Genomic DNA, 14,904 nt, shown 5'->3' with positions numbered 1-14,904 from the left:
ATCAGGACGGCCACCGAACGCCGCCCGCCCGCAAGCCATCATAAAAATCGCGAGGATTCCCCCATGGCCAGCCAACACAGCGCCAGCACTGCTCCGACTTCAAAGAGCGCTCCACAGAGCACCCAACAAGGCACCCCGGCCAGCGCCGACGCCCGCCTGAAACGCGTCCTGGGCCTGCCCGCCCTGGTCTTCTTCGGCCTGGTCTACATGGTCCCGCTGACCATGTTCACCACCTATGGCGTGGTCACCGAGATGACCGGCGGCCGTACCGCCAGCGCCTACCTGATCACCCTGCTGGCGATGCTGTTCACCGCAGCCTCCTACAGCTTCATGGTGCGCAAGTACCCGATTTCCGGCTCCGCGTACTCCTACACCAGCCTGAGCTTCGGCCCCGTGGTCGGCTTCCTGTCCGGCTGGTCGCTGCTGCTCGACTACCTGTTCCTGCCGATGATCAACTACCTGCTCATCGGCCTGTTCATGAACATCGCCTTCCCGGAAATCCCGGCCTGGATGTTCGTGGTCGCTTCCATCGCCCTGGTCACCGTGCTCAACGTCGTCGGCATCAGCCAGGTGGCCGGCATGAGCAACGTGATCGTCGGCGCGCAGCTGGTGTTCATCGCGGTGTTCGTGGTCATGTCGATCAAGACCCTGAGCGGTGGCGCGGCCATCGACTTCACCCTGCCCTTCGTTGGTGACGGTACCCAGCCCGGCTTCGCCCCGCTGATGGCCGGCGCCGCGGTTCTGTGCCTGTCGTTCCTGGGCTTCGACGCGGTCTCGACCATGGCCGAGGAAACCCGCGACGCCCGCCGCGACATTCCCCGCGCAATCATCATCACCACCGTCATCGCCGGCCTGATGTTCACCCTGCTGGCAATCATCAGCCAGCTGGTGTTCCCCGGCAGCGTGTTCCAGAACGCCGACTCGGCGGCCAACGAAGTGATGCTCAAGGCCGGCGGCCAGTTCCTCGGCAACTTCTTCACCTCCGCCTATATCGCCGGCTGCATCGGCTCGGCGCTGGCGTCCCAGGCCTCGGTATCGCGCATCATCTTCACCATGGGCCGTGACGGTATCCTGCCGCGCAGCCTGTTCGGCGTCCTGCACGCACGCTTCCAGACGCCGGTGGTAGCGATCCTGGTGGTCTCCGCGATCTCGCTGCTGGCCATCGTGCTGGACCTGACCACCCTCGCCTCGATGATCAGCTTCGGTGCGCTGGTGGCCTTCTCCGTGGTCAACCTGGCGGTGATCCGCACCTACCTGGGCGTGGAGCGCCGTCGCGGCGCGAAGAACGTCCTGCTGTATGGCGCGATTCCGTTCATCGGCCTGTGCCTGACCCTGTGGCTGTGGACCAGCCTCTCGCAGCTGACGCTGATCGTCGGCCTGAGCTGGTTCGCAGTCGGCTTTGCCTATCTGGCGGTGCATACCGGCGGCTTCCGTCGCAAGGCACCGAGTGTGAATTTCGAGGAAAACGCCTGACGGCCCAGCTACTCAGAACCCAACGGGCGCCCGGAGGCGCCCTCAGGAGCGCGTGATGTTGACGATCTATACCGACGACCATCGCTTGCACCACGGTCAGCATGAGCTGATCGGCGGCCAGTTCACCCCCTGCTTCGAAAAGCCCAGCCGCGCCGACATGGTGCTGGACCGGGCCAAGGCGGTGAAACTGGGCGAAATCCAGGCCCCGCGCGACTTCGGCCTGGACCCCATCCTGAGGGTGCACAGCGAAGGCTTCGTGCGGTTTCTGCAGCATGCCTGGCGTGACTGGCTGGCCACCGGCCGGACCCACGACATGCTGCCGATCTGCTGGCCGACCCGCCGCCTGCGGCAGAAGGAGCCGGACAGCATCGACGGGCGCCTGGGCTACTACAGCCTGGACGCCGGCGCGCCGATCACCGCCGGCACCTGGCAGGCGGTGCTCAGCTCGGTGAACGTGGCAATGACTGGCCAGGCCGAACTGGCCAAGGGCGCGCGCTCGGTGTTCTCGCTGTGCCGCCCGCCGGGTCACCATGCCTCGGCGGACTTCATGGGCGGTTACTGCTTCTTCAACAACGCGGCCATCGCCGCCCAGTCGATACTCGACCAGGGCGCCAACCGCGTGGCCATCCTCGACGTCGACTACCACCACGGCAACGGCACCCAGGACATCTTCTACGATCGCGCCGACGTGCTGTTCACCTCGATCCACGGCGACCCGCGCTTCGAGTACCCCTACTTCCTCGGCTACGCCGACGAAAAGGGCCAGGGTGTGGGCGAAGGTTTCAACTTCAACTACCCGCTGGCCTCGGGCAGCGACTGGTCGGTGTGGAGCCTGGCGCTGCAGGCGGCGATCCGGCAGATCTCGGCGTACAAGCCGGACGTGCTGATCGTGTCGCTGGGCGTGGATACCTACAAGGAAGACCCGATCTCCCAGTTCAAACTGGACAGCCCGGACTACCTGCGCATGGGCGAGGCCATCGGCAAGCTCGGCCTGCCGACCTTGTTCGTCATGGAAGGCGGTTATGCAGTGGAAGAGATCGGCATCAACGCGATCAACGTGCTGCAGGGCTTCGAAAGCATCGGCTAAGAGCTGTTTTGTAGGAGCGAGCTTGCTCGCGAAAATCCGACCGGGCACGCCGGGAAAATCGGCGAAACGCCAGGGTTCGCGAGCAAGCTCGCTCCTACAGTAGAGCCAAAAAAAGCCGCGCCGGGGATGGGAATTCCCGGCGCGGCTTTTTTATCGAGCGCGGATTACTGGAGGATTTCCACGCGGTCCACGTCGATGTCGGTGGGCTTCTGCTTGTGGTGATCGACTTCACCGGTCAGGCGCACCTTGGTGTTTTCGGAGACCGAAGTACCCGCCGGCCAATCGTCGTGGTCGATCTCGACCTGGATGCTGCCGGTGGCGTCCTTGAACTCGTAGTGCTCGCTGCTGATGCGCTTGGTGATGGTGCCTTCGAGCACGACCTTGGTGTCATCGGCGGCGGCCTGGGCCTGCTTCACCGTGGCGATCTGGCCGGCAGCGGCTGCAGCGGGCTGGGCATCGCTGCCCGGGCCGGTGTAGCCGCCCGCGGCGAAGGTAACGGTGGAGAACAGGCCAACGGCGGCGATCAGGGGGAGATGACGGAGTTTCATGGAAGTGCCTCCTTGGGCGTTTTCGATGGGCTCAGCTTAGTGTCCATGGCTGAAACCAGCCTGAATCAGGACTTAATCCAAGCTTAAGACCACAAAACCGCCGCTTACTCCGATCTGAATCAATCCTGCGCCGCCTGCGCCTCACGTTTGAACACGTAGAACAGGTCTGGCTCGCTGACCATGTAGATGGTGCCCTGCTCGTCGATGGCGACTCCTTCGGCGCGCGGGATTTTCTCGTGCAGGCCGTTCAGCCCGCCCAGCAGGCTGATGAAGCTCACCGGCTCGCCTTTCTCGTCCAGCTCCAGCAGCAGGTGCGACTCCGCCGACAGCACCAGGGTGTGGCCGGTGCGCGGGTCGATGCTCAGCGCCGACACGTTGCGCATCATCAACTGCTCGCTGGGCAGCGCCTGCAGCGCACCACTCAGGCTGGCACTGCCATCACTGGCAAGGCTGAACAGTGTCATCGGGTCGCGCTCCTGGCCGAGCAGCAAGCGGTGCTGGCGTGGGTCCCAGGCGATACCTTCGATGCCCTTGTTCTTCTTGCCGCGCTGGCCCAGGTCGAAGCTGGAGAGCTTCTCGGTGCTCAGCTCACGGGTCTGCGGGTCGACATGGAAGATGGTCAGGGAGTTCTGGCGCTCGTCGGTCACCGCGACATTGCCGTTCTCCAGCACCGCGACGCCTTCGGGGTTGGCCATGCCCAGCAGCGGGATTACCCGCAGCACGTCACCGCTGAGCGACAGTTCTGCCAGCAGCGGTTTCTTGCCGGTGACGGTGAAGAGCGTGCGGGTCACCGGGTTATAGGCAAGGTCCGACGTCTCCTGTCCTTCGATGCCACCCTTGAGCGGCCTGGCCTGGATCACCGCCGTATAGCCCGGCAGCCAGATGCTCTCGGCGCGGGACTGCGCGCTGGTGTCCTGCTCGCGCAGCCACAGGCGCGCGCGGTCATCCCAGTGGAACAGCGAGGTCAGGACGCCAAGCACTATCAGCACGAGCAGCAGAGCCAGCAGTAGCCAGCGGGGACGAAGGACGGACATGGTCATGACGACTCTTGTTGATCAGCACGAAGGCGCCCCGCAACAAGCGAAGGCCGCACAAACGGCGGCCTTCGGCGGGACAACGGTGTTAAAGCACGCGGCTTTCGAATCGACTGGCGCCGGGAAGTTCCAGCACCACGTCGCTGCCGCTCTTGAGCGGGCCGACGCCGACCGGGGTGCCGGTGGAGACCACGTCACCCGGCTGCAGCGAGAAGTGCCCGCAGATGTGCTGGATCAGCGGCACGATGGGGTTGAGCATGTCGCGACTGTTGCCGTCCTGGCGGACTTCGCCGTCGATCACCAGGCGAATGCCGATGTCGGTCGGGTCCGGGAAATGGTCAGCGCTGACGAAGGGCGCCAGCACGAAGGCGCCGTCGAAGGACTTGGCCAGCTCCCACGGCAAGCCCTTTTCCTTCAGCTTGGCCTGTACGTCGCGCAGGGTCAGGTCCAGCGCCGGGGCATAGCCGGAAATGGCGTCCAGAACTTCCTCGGCACTCGGCTTGCGCGACAGCGGCTTGCCGATCAGCACGGCGATTTCCGCCTCGTAGTGCACCGAGCCACGATCTTCAGGGATGGCGAAGCCACCCGCCTGGGAAACTGTGCAGGAACCGGGCTTGATGAACAGCAGCGGCTCGGTCGGCACCGGGTTGTTCAGCTCCTTGGCGTGCTCCGCGTAGTTGCGGCCGACGCAGACCACCTTGCCCAGGGTGAAATGGATCGGGGTGCCATCGACGTACTGATGCTGGTAACTCATGACCGACTCCTGAACGCATGGAAGAGATGTTCCGCGCGGGGCTCGTGATCCCGCGCGGTTGCCCGCATCCTGCCGGCGCACGCGCCACTTCCCGTGGCGCTGACGTGCGAAGGGCCGGCCCCTCTATCCAAAGAGCCGGCCCTCTATATGCAGCGACTTATTCGGCGAAAATCTTGCCGGGATTCATGATCCCGTTCGGGTCGAACACTGCCTTGACCGCCTTCATGTAGCCGATTTCAGCCTCGGAGCGAGAGTAACCCAGGTAATCGCGCTTGGTCATGCCCACACCGTGCTCGGCCGAGATGGAGCCGTTGTACTTTTGTACCGTCTCGAACACCCACTTGTTGACGGTCGCGCACTTGGCGAAGAACTCGTCCTTGGTCAGGTTCTCGGGCTTGAGGATGTTCAGGTGCAGGTTGCCGTCGCCGATGTGGCCGAACCAGACCACTTCGAAGTCGGGGTAATTGGCCGCAACGATATCGTCGATGTCCTTGAGGAAGGCCGGGACCTTGCCGACGGTGACGGAGATGTCGTTCTTGTAGGGCGTCCAGTGGGAGATGGTCTCGGAGATGTACTCACGCAGCTTCCACAGGTTCTGCAGTTGCTGCTCGCTCTGACTCATCACGCCATCGAGGACCCAGCCCTGCTCTACACAATGTTCGAAAGTGGCCAGCGCCTCGTTGGCCACTTCCTCGGTGCTCGCCTCGAACTCCAGCAGGGCGTAGAACGGGCAGTCGGTCTCGAAGGCCGGCGGCACGTCGCCACGGGCCATGATCTTGGCCAGGGCCTTGTCGGAGAAGAATTCGAAGGCGGTCAGGTCCAGCTTGTTCTGGAAGGCGTGCAGCACCGGCATGATCGAATCGAAATCCGGAGTGCCGAGGACCATCGCGGTGAGGTTCTTCGGCGTGCGCTCCAGGCGCATGGTGGCCTCGACCACGAAGCCCAGGGTGCCTTCGGCGCCGATGAACAGCTGGCGCAGGTCATAGCCGGTGGCGTTCTTGATCAGGTCCTTGTTCAGCTCCAGCAGGTCGCCCTTGCCGGTGACGACCTTCATGCCAGCCACCCAGTTGCGGGTCATTCCGTAGCGAATGACCTTGATCCCGCCGGCATTGGTACCGATGTTGCCGCCAATCTGGCTGGAACCCGACGATGCGAAGTCCACCGGGTAGTACAGGCCATGCTCTTCGGCGAAGGTCTGCAGCTGCTTGGTGATCACGCCCGGCTGGCAGACCACGGTGCGGTCGAATTCGTTGAATTCCAGCACCTTGTTCATGTAGTCGAAGGCCACGACCAGCTCACCGTTGGCGGCGACGGCAGCGGCAGAGAGGCCGGTACGACCGCCCGAGGGGACCAGCGCGACCTTGTGCTCGTTTGCCCAGCAAACGATGGCCTGGACCTGCTCGGTGCTCTTGGGGAAGGCGATCGCCAGGGGTGCCGGGGCGAAATGCTTGGTCCAATCCTTGCCATAGGTGTCGAGGGAATCGGCGTCTGTCAGCAGCTTCCCGGCATCCAGCAGGGGCTTGAGCGATTCGATCAGGGCGTCGCGGGTCATTGGAGGAACTCTCAAATGGTTCATGGTCGTCCTGAGAACAGCTCAGGTCGCAACCGGGCAAGGAAAAGGGAGAACATGCTAGCATACGCACCCCACGCAGATCGCCACCTGGCGCCAAGCTTGGCACCGGCCGGTCCGGCCTGAGCTGTTCAATTTCTCGCCACATCCCGGGACTACAGGTTCAAAGCAGATGAGCAAGACTTCTCTCGACAAGAGCAAGATCAAATTCCTTCTCCTTGAAGGCGTGCACCAGAACGCCGTCGACACCCTCAAGGCGGCCGGCTACTCCAACATCGAGTACCTCAAGACCGCACTGTCCGGTGACGAGCTGAAGGAAAAGATTGCCGATGCCCACTTCATCGGTATCCGCTCCCGCACCCAACTGACCGAAGAAGTCTTCGACGCTGCCAAGAAGCTGATCGCCGTCGGCTGCTTCTGCATCGGCACCAACCAGGTCGACCTGAACGCAGCCCGCGAGCGCGGCATCGCCGTGTTCAACGCGCCCTACTCCAACACCCGTTCGGTTGCCGAACTGGTACTGGCCGAGGCCATCCTGCTGCTGCGCGGCATCCCGGAGAAGAACGCTTCCTGCCACCGCGGCGGCTGGATCAAGTCCGCAGCCAACTCCTTCGAGATCCGCGGCAAGAAGCTGGGCATCGTCGGCTACGGCTCGATCGGCACCCAGCTGTCGGTCCTGGCCGAGGCCCTGGGCATGCAGGTGTTCTTCTACGACACCGTGACCAAGCTGCCGCTGGGTAACGCCCAGCAGGTCGGCAACCTGCACGAGCTGCTCGGCATGTCCGACATCGTCTCGCTGCACGTACCGGAACTGCCGTCCACCCAGTGGATGATCGGTGAGAAGGAAATCCGCGCTATCAAGAAAGGCGGCATCCTGATCAACGCCGCCCGTGGCACCGTGGTCGAGCTGGACCACCTGGCCGCCGCGATCAAGGACGAGCACCTGATCGGCGCTGCCATCGACGTGTTCCCGGTCGAGCCCAAGTCCAACGACGACGAGTTCGAAACCCCGCTGCGTGGTCTGGACCGCGTGATCCTGACCCCGCACATCGGCGGCTCCACCGCCGAAGCCCAGGCCAACATCGGCCTGGAAGTAGCCGAGAAGCTGGTCAAGTACAGCGACAACGGCACCTCGGTTTCGTCCGTCAACTTCCCGGAAGTGGCCCTGCCGTCGCACCCGGGCAAGCACCGTCTGCTGCACATCCACGAGAACATTCCGGGCGTGATGAGCGAGATCAACAAGGTGTTCGCCGACAACGGCATCAACATCTCCGGCCAGTACCTGCAGACCAACGACAAGGTCGGCTACGTGGTAATCGACGTCGACGCCGAGTACTCGGACCTGGCGCTGGAGAAGCTGCAGCACGTGAACGGCACCATCCGCAGCCGCGTGCTGTTCTAAGCGCTGATTGCGGTAAAGAAAAAGGAGGCCTTCGGGCCTCCTTTTTTGTTTCCGCACCGGACGCAACGGCGAGAGGCGCCCCCCTGTAGGAGCGAGCTTGCTCGCGAACCGCATCGTTGCGGGATTGTTCGCGAGCAAGCTCGCTCCTACAAGAACGTCAGCCTTGCGGATTTACTTCACGTTGACGGTAATCTGCTGCGACTCCACCGGCGGGTCGAACGGTACGTGGTTCTTGTCGCCTACCAGCAGCTGCAGGGTGTGCTTGCCCGGAGGCAGGGTCACCTGGGTCTCGGTCTGGCCCTTGCCGAAGTGTTTGATCTGGTCGGTCATCGGCAGCGGCAGGTTCATCGCCGGCTGCTCCTTGAGGTCGATCAGCAGGTGATGGTGGCCGGTGGCCGGGGAATCCACGCCCGCCGGCGCAACACCCATACCCTTGAGGCCGAATTTGACGGTGAAGGTCTTGTCCACCGTGGCACCGTCGGCCGGCTCGATGAAGTACACCTTCGCGCCTTCCGGAGCCGGGGTACGCGGGATGTCGGCAGCAACGGCGGAAGTGCCGGCGAGCAGCGCGGCAAGGCCCAGGCAAGGCAGCAGGGTTCTCATGTTCTTCTCCTTCTACATGGAAATCGAAAGGCGAAGGAGCCGCTCAGGCCGGCCTCGCCTCACGCATGGAACGCACAAGCATAGGCGCCACGGCGCGAGGCTCAAGCAAAATAGTGCTTCTTCGAGTGACGGCGAGCGCTCTAGCCTCCGGCTTCCAGCCCGGCCAGACAGACGGCGGCGGCATCCAGCTCTTCCTCGCTGAACACCAGTACGCCCATGCGCTTGAGCGCAGCGGCGGTCACACCTTCGCCGGCAACCTTCTGGCCGCTGAAACTGCCGTCGTAGTTCTCGCGGTTGCCGCAGGAAGGGCTGCGCGCTTTGAGCACCGCCAGGCGGATGTCGTGGCGGCGCACCAACGCCATCGCCTCCTCGGCGCCGAGCAGGAAGGCATCGCTGACGTCCTCCCCCTCCACCGTCATCACCGGGCGCGCCCGTTCCAGCACGGCCAGACCCTGGCCGCCTGGGATTTCCGCCGGGGCGCGGGGTGTCGGCAGGCCGCCGGCGACTTCCGGACACAGCGCGACCACTCGCCCCTGGTCCAGCCAGCGCGACAGCAGGTCGAACGGCCCGTGCGCGCCGCCGTCGTAGCGGACGCGATGGCCAAGCAGGCAGCGGCTGACGAGAACCTTCTGCATGGGCGAATCACTCCCTTTTGGAAGGGGACAGACTAGCCGCTCGCCGTTTGCCGGTCACGCCGGGTAACGCAAGTTTCATCGGGGGGTGTGTCGCAACAGGTTTCCGCCCCGCCGAAAGTCGGGCGCCAGAGCGGCGCGCCGGTCGTCGGCACAGCGCTGAAACACAACCTTCGACGGGAACAGCCGTCCGGCACTGGCCGCAAGACCGGCCGCCAACCAGACTCGCGCATCGGCCAATCGCCATGGAGCCCTCGTCATGCCGCGTCTCTTGCTCTGCACCGCCACCTTCGCTGCACTGTCCCACCTGCCCTTTGCCTTCGCCGAGCTCCAGGCCCTGGATAACGAGCGCCTGGGCGCCGTCACCGGTCAGGATGGCATCAGCATCCGCGCCGACGTGCTGGCACGCATGGACAGCGTGGCGTGGAAGGATGATGGCGGCAGTGTCTCGCTGCGCAACGTGTTCATCGACAACGGCTGCGTGAGTGCCGGGGACTGCCCCGACGGACGCGGCGGCAGCCTGCCTTACGGGCCCGCGCAGCTGGGCCTGAGCCTGCCGATCTTCGGCATCGAGCAACCAACCCTGCAGGTAGACGTGGTGCAGGGCGCCGGCGGCCAGCAGCAACTGGCCCTGACCCTGCCCGACCTCACCACCATCAACCAGCAACTCAACGCCAGCGGATTGCCGTCGCAGACCATCCGCCTGCGCGTGGCCGGTGATCTCTACGTGGGCGGCGGAAAGCTGGGCAGCATCGAGGTGCGCGACATCCAGGACATCAGCGGCACCCTGAAGATCTGGGGCCACTGACGCCTTCGGGGTTCGGAGCGGGGCTTAGCCGCGGCGGCGGAACCAGCCGGTGAGCGACAGACGCTCGTGGCTGGCCGGCAACACCTCGTGGGGGAACTCGCCGGAGAGGAACACCACCAGCCGGCCAGCCAGCGGTGCCAGGTCCAGCGTCCGTTCGTCGGGGAGATACAGGCGCAATTCGCCGCCCTGCGTCACCGGCCAGTCGCGATTGAGGTAGAACACGGCGGAGAGGGTGCGGCGATCATCGTCGCGAAAACGGTCCAGGTGCTTCCGGTAGAACGCCCCTGGCGGATAGAGCGCGAAGTGCCCTTCGAAATCTTCCAGGCCCAGGTAAAGCGCGCGATTGATCTGTCGGCGCAGCTCGTCCAGCGCAGCCAGGTAGAGGTCGCAAGCCTCGGACTGGCCGGGCTCCAGCCACTGGATGCGGTCGCCGCGAATGCCTTCGCGCACGGCCTGCCCGTCCCCCCTTCCGATAGCCGCGGAGGCCAGCTTGCCGGCCGCGTCACGCGCACGGCACTCCGCCGCCAGTTGGGCGATCAGGGCATCGGGAAGGAAGGCGTCCTGCTGCGACCAGCCCTTCTCGGCGAGGTCGTCAACGATGCTTTGCAGGAGGGGAGAATCGACGTCGAAATGCATCGCGCATTGTAACGTCCAGCGCCAGTGTCTCGACAAGCAGGGCAAGCCTTGCCGACAATAGCCCCCGGCGAGCGAACCCTGCCGCCCAAAAGGAGTTGCAATGCGCGTACTGCTGGCCCTCACCCTTCTTGTACTGGGCATGCCTGCCCTGGCCGACAACTACCAGCGCCTGTACCAGGCCGCCGGCTGGCCGGAACAGCGAGCACACTTCAATGACGCCCTGCACGCTGCGCAAAAGCGCTACCAGGGCAACCTGCCGCCGGCGCTGTACCAGGCGCTGGTGGACAACAGCAACCAGCGCTTCGCCCCCGCCGACATCGACCAGCGCGCCTTGAACGGCCTGCGCCAGAACCTGCCGGACAGCGCGGCGGCGGTGAATTTCTTCGAATCCCCGCTGGGCCGCAAGGTCGCCGGTGCCGAAACCCTGGCCACCCGCAGCGACCAGTTGCAGAAATACGCCAACGGCCTGCCGCGCCAGCAGGCCAGTGACGCACGCAAGCAGATCGTCCATCGCCTGAGCCAGGTGCTGCCAGCCCGTGAAGCAGGCGCTGAAGTGAGCCTTGCCTTGGCCAGCGTGGCCGCCGACAGCCTCAGCCAGATGCTTCCCGGCCTGCTCGGTGGCGGCACCACCCAGGGCATGCTCGAAGGCCAGCGGCAGAAGCTGATGAGCCAGATCGGCGCCGACCTCGACAACACCCTGCTGTACGTCTATCGCGGCCTTAGCGATGCCGAGCTGGGCCAGTTCGCCGACTTCAGCGAGTCGCCGGCCGGACGCGATTATTACCGCGCCGCGCTGGCCGCCCTCAAGGCAGGGTTATCGGTTTCCTCCGGCGGGCAGTGATCGGAAAAGACCGACCCTGCTTGAAGACCACTCCGAGGAACACCCCTTCTAGAATGACGCCTGCTGTACAGAGGGTGGCGCCTGAGGAGCATGGCGCAGGGAGTGAAGGACACACCCTCGACTACAGTGGCTCCCTTCCCCGCATCATCCCCGCTAGGCCATCCGCTCACTGAGAAAATCGAAGTAACGCCGGCGCAGCGTCTCGCTCTCGTTCGCCAGGTGGTGTCGCGCCCCGGTCAGCAGCAGGCATTCGATCTTCTCGAACTTCTCCTCCAGCACCTTCAGGTTGTAGCGCCAGTCCACCGTCTCGTCGGCGTCGCCCTGCACCACCAGCAGGCTCTGCGCACCGTGGCCGGCCGCCTCGATGCGCGGAATCCAGCGCGCCAGTGCGCCAACCCAGGCCGTGGGCAGGATCTTGGGCTGCAGCGGATCACGGTCGCGCAGGAAGGAAAGGAATTCGGCGTCGTTGGAATTCTCGCTGAAGCGTCGCGGAATCGAATCCACGAAGGGCCGCAGCATCTGGTAGCTGAACTTCGACCAGCCCCAGGCCCGCGGTCGCACCAGCGGCGCCAGCAGGATGGTACGGCCCAGCTCCGGGCGCGGAGCGCCGGTGAGCAGGTAGTCCAGCAGGATCGCCCCGCCGGTGCTCTGCCCGCAGAGGTGCCAGGGCTGCGGCAGGTCCAGCGCCTGGGCCTGGGCCAGTAGCGCGCCGAGCACCAGCTGGTATTCGGCAAAGTCGCCGATGCTGGCGGCGGCGCCGCCCGAGAGTCCATGCCCCGGCAGGTCACAGGCCAGCACTGCGAAGTTCATGCCCAGCGCCCAGTCGATCACGTGGCGGTACAGCCCCATGTGATCGTAGTAACCATGCAGCAGCACGACGGTGCCGCGCGCCAGCAGCGGCCGCCAGTACTGCGCCGCAATCTGGTAGCCGCCGGCCTCGAAGGTGCCCAGGCGGCTCTGCAGGCCCGGATGCCGGCCGTGCAGGTCCAGGCCGTAGAAATGCTGGTACAGCGCGATACCGACCTCGTTCGCCTCTGCGGTCAGAGGTCGCAGCAGGGTGCGCAGCAGATCGGGCTGGAAGGCTTCAGGCATGGGCGTTTCGCTTCTGGCAGGCGGGTGAAGAAAGGAGCGCGTGCAGCAGCCGGATATTCTGCCGCGCTCGCCCCCGTGGCAAGCTTGTCGGCTATCTTACCGACTCTGCCACTGGTCGCCGCCATGCCCTCACGCCGAAAATCGCTGTTCACCTGGCTGATCGCCGCGCTCTGCCTGGGCGCGCTGCTCGCCACCTACTGGTGGTACGAGAACCGCTTCATCCGCCCGTTCAGCCACCAGCCGCAGCTGTTTTCCGGCGACCACCTGATGCTGCCGTCCCAACTGGCCGGCCCGGGCAAGATCCGCCTGGTGCACTTCTGGGACCCGGCCTGCCCCTGCAACGTCGGCAACCAGCAGCACCTGGGCGAGCTGATCCAGCGCTTCGGCCCGCAGGGCGTGGAGTTCTTCGCCGTGCAGAAGCCCGGCACCCGCGGCCACCTGCCCGACACGCTGAACGCCATGCGTACGCTGGAGTCCCTGCCCGGCGCCGAACAACTGCCGGCCAGCCCTGCGGTGGCGATCTGGGACGCCCAGGGCAAGCTGGCCTACTTCGGCCCCTACAGCGAGGGTGCGGTGTGCACCTCGGGCAACAGCTTCATCGAGCCGATCCTCGATGCCCTGGTGCAGGGGCGCCACGTGAACGCTACCCACACTCTGGCGGTAGGTTGCTACTGCCCCTGGGATGGCGCGAAGCACTGAGCCGCATCAACGAAGACGATGGCCAATCCGTGACTACACTTGGTTCGCCGGCCCATGAAGGGCCGATCGCTACCAAGGAGCTTTTCGCATGCGTCTTCATTCCGCCCTCGCCTTCTGCGCCGTCCTCTCCACCGGGCTTGTCCTGCCTCTGGCCGCCCACGCCGAAGATGCCCCCAACAGCAAACAGGTGATGGAGCAACACAAGCAGGCCATCAACAACCGCATTGCCGACATCGACTACAAGCGCAAGCGCATCGTCGAAGCCAACATGAAGCTCACCCAGCAGGAAACCGAGAAGTTCTGGCCGATCTACAACAGCTACCGCACCGAGGCGGACAAGCTGAGCAAGCAGACCCTGGCAATCATCATCGACTACGCCAACAGCTATAACACCGGCTCGGTGAGCAACGACGACGCGGCCAAGCTGCAGAAGCAGGTGCTGGAGCTGCAGGACGACCGCCAGGAGCTCAAGGAGAAGTACCTCAAGCGCATCGCCAAGGAAGTCTCGCCGCAACGCGCGCTGCGCTTCCTGCAGATCGAGGACCAGCTCGACGCCATGGCGCTGCTGGAAGTCAGCCGCGAAATTCCGCTGGCCGAGTAACCCTCAGCTTTCGGTGCCACCCTGCAGGCGCTGGCGATAGCGTTCGGGCGGCACCGAGTACCATCGCTTGAACGCGCGATAGAACGGCGACAGCTCGGCAAAACCGCAGGCCCGCGCCACGTCGCGGATCGCCACGCCCTGCTCCAGCAATTGCGCCGCACGCTGTCGACGCACTTCTTCGCGCACTTCCCTGAAGGTCTGCGCGCGGCTCGCCAGGTTGCGCTGCAGCAGCCCTGCGCGCACGCCCAGCTCGCGGGCGCAGCTTTGCAGGGTGCAATCCTCCTCCCCCAGGCGAACGCCGATCAGGTAGCGCAGGCGATTGAGCAGGTCGTTCTCGTCCAGCGTGCCCAGCTGTTCGCGCGCGTGCTCGGTGAGCAACCGGTGCAGCGCCGGATTACCGGTGCGTGACGGCCGGGCCAGCAGGGCGCGGTCGAACAGCAGGGCGTCATTGGGCTTTCCAAAGCTGGGTGTCAGGCCAAACAGCCGCCGATGCTCGCTGAGCTTGCGCGGCTGCGGGTGGCGGAACTCGATGGCCTGGACGCGGAATTCATCATCGGTGATCAGCGCCAGCAATTTGAGGAACAGCAGCATCAGGCACTCCATCTGCTGGCGCAGATTGATGGTGCCGAGGTAGTTGAGGTCGAGGATCAGCCTTACCTGCTCGCCCTCCTCGCGCATCTGCGCAGCAAAACCACCGGAAAGGATGTGCTGGAAGCGCAGGAAGCTGTGCAGTGCCTCGCGCAGGTCGCCGCTGGCCATCAGCAAGTAGCCGACCACATCCAGCAGGCGCGGCTTCATCGCCTCGCCCAGGTGCAGGCCGATATCGGCATCACCGGTAATGTCGTCAAGGGTCGTCCAGAACAATGGCGCGTCGTCATGCACCAGGCGGCCGCTTTGCGCCGGCGGCGGCAGCCGGACCTTCTGCAGCGCCTGGCGGTAGATGTCGGTCGGGTCGAAGCCCAGCACCGAGAGCGCTTCATACAGCTGGCGGCGCAGGGTGGCGGACTGGGTCAGCGCCGGGGTGGCGGGGAAGTTCAGCTCGGGGGCGGCCATGGTCACTCCTGGGATTGACCGGAGAATTCCAGTCACGAGACCTTTGGTCAATGAGCGGCGAGCGGCAACCA

At 64.8% G+C, this 14,904-nt stretch carries 16 protein-coding genes; 7 read left to right on the top strand and 9 right to left on the bottom strand.

The window, feature by feature from the left end:
* Window positions 1–63 precede the first annotated feature (63 nt).
* Together AC2T4A_RS06455 and AC2T4A_RS06450 are read left to right on the top strand one after the other, a co-directional pair.
* Window positions 64–1,473, top strand: a complete 1,410-nt coding sequence (locus AC2T4A_RS06455; protein WP_416748917.1) for an APC family permease — start codon at window positions 64–66, stop codon at window positions 1,471–1,473.
* A 55-nt stretch (window positions 1,474–1,528) separates the two neighbouring features.
* Window positions 1,529–2,560 (top strand): histone deacetylase family protein, encoded by a 1,032-nt coding sequence (locus tag AC2T4A_RS06450; protein WP_478377665.1) that lies wholly within the window; start codon window positions 1,529–1,531, stop codon window positions 2,558–2,560.
* A gap of 164 nt (window positions 2,561–2,724) precedes the next feature.
* Here AC2T4A_RS06450 and AC2T4A_RS06445 read toward each other — a convergent pair whose 3' ends face one another.
* The 4 genes from AC2T4A_RS06445 to AC2T4A_RS06430 all read right to left on the bottom strand — a co-directional run bounded on the left by AC2T4A_RS06445 (window position 2,725) and on the right by AC2T4A_RS06430 (window position 6,448).
* Window positions 2,725–3,108 carry a NirD/YgiW/YdeI family stress tolerance protein gene (locus AC2T4A_RS06445; protein WP_486742930.1) on the bottom strand — a complete coding sequence of 128 codons (384 nt, stop codon included), beginning with the start codon at window positions 3,106–3,108 and terminating at the stop codon, window positions 2,725–2,727.
* Between the two features lie 119 nt (window positions 3,109–3,227).
* Window positions 3,228–4,148, bottom strand: coding sequence for an SdiA-regulated domain-containing protein (locus AC2T4A_RS06440; protein WP_486742929.1), 921 nt, complete (start codon window positions 4,146–4,148; stop codon window positions 3,228–3,230).
* 82 nt (window positions 4,149–4,230) lie between these two features.
* Window positions 4,231–4,896: a fumarylacetoacetate hydrolase family protein gene (locus tag AC2T4A_RS06435; protein WP_045215570.1), complete on the bottom strand. Its 666-nt coding sequence runs from the start codon at window positions 4,894–4,896 to the stop codon at window positions 4,231–4,233.
* A 157-nt stretch (window positions 4,897–5,053) separates the two neighbouring features.
* On the bottom strand, window positions 5,054–6,448 hold the full coding sequence (locus AC2T4A_RS06430; protein ID WP_486742928.1) for an FAD-binding oxidoreductase: 1,395 nt from the start codon (window positions 6,446–6,448) through the stop codon (window positions 5,054–5,056).
* A 190-nt stretch (window positions 6,449–6,638) separates the two neighbouring features.
* Between AC2T4A_RS06430 and serA the strand changes: the two genes are divergently transcribed.
* The gene (serA, locus tag AC2T4A_RS06425; protein WP_486742927.1) at window positions 6,639–7,868 is read left to right on the top strand and encodes a phosphoglycerate dehydrogenase; all 1,230 of its coding nucleotides are present in this window, start codon (window positions 6,639–6,641) and stop codon (window positions 7,866–7,868) included.
* Between the two features lie 171 nt (window positions 7,869–8,039).
* Here the strand turns inward: serA and AC2T4A_RS06420 are convergent, their stop codons facing one another.
* Entirely contained in the window at window positions 8,040–8,471 is a 432-nt protein-coding gene (locus AC2T4A_RS06420) for a DUF4399 domain-containing protein (RefSeq protein WP_138524398.1), read from the bottom strand.
* A gap of 140 nt (window positions 8,472–8,611) precedes the next feature.
* Window positions 8,612–9,106 carry a 2-thiouracil desulfurase family protein gene (locus AC2T4A_RS06415; protein WP_416748905.1) on the bottom strand — a complete coding sequence of 165 codons (495 nt, stop codon included), beginning with the start codon at window positions 9,104–9,106 and terminating at the stop codon, window positions 8,612–8,614.
* A gap of 256 nt (window positions 9,107–9,362) precedes the next feature.
* On the opposite strand from AC2T4A_RS06415, the gene AC2T4A_RS06410 reads away from it, so the two are divergent.
* Window positions 9,363–9,911, top strand: a complete 549-nt coding sequence (locus AC2T4A_RS06410; protein ID WP_486742926.1) for a DUF6160 family protein — start codon at window positions 9,363–9,365, stop codon at window positions 9,909–9,911.
* 24 nt (window positions 9,912–9,935) lie between these two features.
* On the opposite strand, the gene AC2T4A_RS06405 is transcribed toward AC2T4A_RS06410, so the two are convergent.
* Window positions 9,936–10,547: a 2OG-Fe(II) oxygenase gene (locus AC2T4A_RS06405; protein WP_486742925.1), complete on the bottom strand. Its 612-nt coding sequence runs from the start codon at window positions 10,545–10,547 to the stop codon at window positions 9,936–9,938.
* A 100-nt stretch (window positions 10,548–10,647) separates the two neighbouring features.
* Here AC2T4A_RS06405 and AC2T4A_RS06400 point away from each other — a divergent pair, with 100 nt between their 5' ends.
* Window positions 10,648–11,388 (top strand): hypothetical protein, encoded by a 741-nt coding sequence (locus AC2T4A_RS06400; RefSeq protein WP_486742924.1) that lies wholly within the window; start codon window positions 10,648–10,650, stop codon window positions 11,386–11,388.
* A gap of 153 nt (window positions 11,389–11,541) precedes the next feature.
* Here the strand turns inward: AC2T4A_RS06400 and bipL are convergent, their stop codons facing one another.
* Window positions 11,542–12,480 carry a phospholipase BipL gene (gene bipL / locus AC2T4A_RS06395; RefSeq protein ID WP_486742923.1) on the bottom strand — a complete coding sequence of 313 codons (939 nt, stop codon included), beginning with the start codon at window positions 12,478–12,480 and terminating at the stop codon, window positions 11,542–11,544.
* A 123-nt stretch (window positions 12,481–12,603) separates the two neighbouring features.
* On the opposite strand from bipL, the gene AC2T4A_RS06390 reads away from it, so the two are divergent.
* Window positions 12,604–13,179 carry a DUF6436 domain-containing protein gene (locus tag AC2T4A_RS06390; RefSeq protein WP_486742922.1) on the top strand — a complete coding sequence of 192 codons (576 nt, stop codon included), beginning with the start codon at window positions 12,604–12,606 and terminating at the stop codon, window positions 13,177–13,179.
* A gap of 88 nt (window positions 13,180–13,267) precedes the next feature.
* Window positions 13,268–13,780 carry a transcriptional regulator gene (locus tag AC2T4A_RS06385; protein ID WP_416748894.1) on the top strand — a complete coding sequence of 171 codons (513 nt, stop codon included), beginning with the start codon at window positions 13,268–13,270 and terminating at the stop codon, window positions 13,778–13,780.
* Between the two features lie 3 nt (window positions 13,781–13,783).
* On the opposite strand, the gene AC2T4A_RS06380 is transcribed toward AC2T4A_RS06385, so the two are convergent.
* Window positions 13,784–14,833 (bottom strand): AraC family transcriptional regulator, encoded by a 1,050-nt coding sequence (locus tag AC2T4A_RS06380; protein ID WP_416748892.1) that lies wholly within the window; start codon window positions 14,831–14,833, stop codon window positions 13,784–13,786.
* Between the last annotated feature and the right edge of the window lie 71 nt (window positions 14,834–14,904).

The sequence above is a fragment of the Pseudomonas sp. PVC-3-1 genome, from assembly GCF_057444315.1.
This window is presented reverse-complemented; position numbering and strand designations above follow the sequence as displayed.

What these genes read in the sequence shown, in the direction of transcription:
- AC2T4A_RS06455 (WP_416748917.1), top strand. Translation starts at nt 64, where the DNA reads ATGGCCAGCCAACACAGCGCCAGCACTGCTCCGACTTCAAAGAGCGCT.
- AC2T4A_RS06450 (WP_478377665.1), top strand. Translation starts at nt 1,529, where the DNA reads ATGTTGACGATCTATACCGACGACCATCGCTTGCACCACGGTCAGCAT.
- AC2T4A_RS06445 (WP_486742930.1), bottom strand. Translation starts at nt 3,108, where the DNA reads ATGAAACTCCGTCATCTCCCCCTGATCGCCGCCGTTGGCCTGTTCTCC.
- AC2T4A_RS06440 (WP_486742929.1), bottom strand. Translation starts at nt 4,148, where the DNA reads ATGACCATGTCCGTCCTTCGTCCCCGCTGGCTACTGCTGGCTCTGCTG.
- AC2T4A_RS06435 (WP_045215570.1), bottom strand. Translation starts at nt 4,896, where the DNA reads ATGAGTTACCAGCATCAGTACGTCGATGGCACCCCGATCCATTTCACC.
- AC2T4A_RS06430 (WP_486742928.1), bottom strand. Translation starts at nt 6,448, where the DNA reads ATGACCCGCGACGCCCTGATCGAATCGCTCAAGCCCCTGCTGGATGCC.
- serA (WP_486742927.1), top strand. Translation starts at nt 6,639, where the DNA reads ATGAGCAAGACTTCTCTCGACAAGAGCAAGATCAAATTCCTTCTCCTT.
- AC2T4A_RS06420 (WP_138524398.1), bottom strand. Translation starts at nt 8,471, where the DNA reads ATGAGAACCCTGCTGCCTTGCCTGGGCCTTGCCGCGCTGCTCGCCGGC.
- AC2T4A_RS06415 (WP_416748905.1), bottom strand. Translation starts at nt 9,106, where the DNA reads ATGCAGAAGGTTCTCGTCAGCCGCTGCCTGCTTGGCCATCGCGTCCGC.
- AC2T4A_RS06410 (WP_486742926.1), top strand. Translation starts at nt 9,363, where the DNA reads ATGCCGCGTCTCTTGCTCTGCACCGCCACCTTCGCTGCACTGTCCCAC.
- AC2T4A_RS06405 (WP_486742925.1), bottom strand. Translation starts at nt 10,547, where the DNA reads ATGCATTTCGACGTCGATTCTCCCCTCCTGCAAAGCATCGTTGACGAC.
- AC2T4A_RS06400 (WP_486742924.1), top strand. Translation starts at nt 10,648, where the DNA reads ATGCGCGTACTGCTGGCCCTCACCCTTCTTGTACTGGGCATGCCTGCC.
- bipL (WP_486742923.1), bottom strand. Translation starts at nt 12,480, where the DNA reads ATGCCTGAAGCCTTCCAGCCCGATCTGCTGCGCACCCTGCTGCGACCT.
- AC2T4A_RS06390 (WP_486742922.1), top strand. Translation starts at nt 12,604, where the DNA reads ATGCCCTCACGCCGAAAATCGCTGTTCACCTGGCTGATCGCCGCGCTC.
- AC2T4A_RS06385 (WP_416748894.1), top strand. Translation starts at nt 13,268, where the DNA reads ATGCGTCTTCATTCCGCCCTCGCCTTCTGCGCCGTCCTCTCCACCGGG.
- AC2T4A_RS06380 (WP_416748892.1), bottom strand. Translation starts at nt 14,833, where the DNA reads ATGGCCGCCCCCGAGCTGAACTTCCCCGCCACCCCGGCGCTGACCCAG.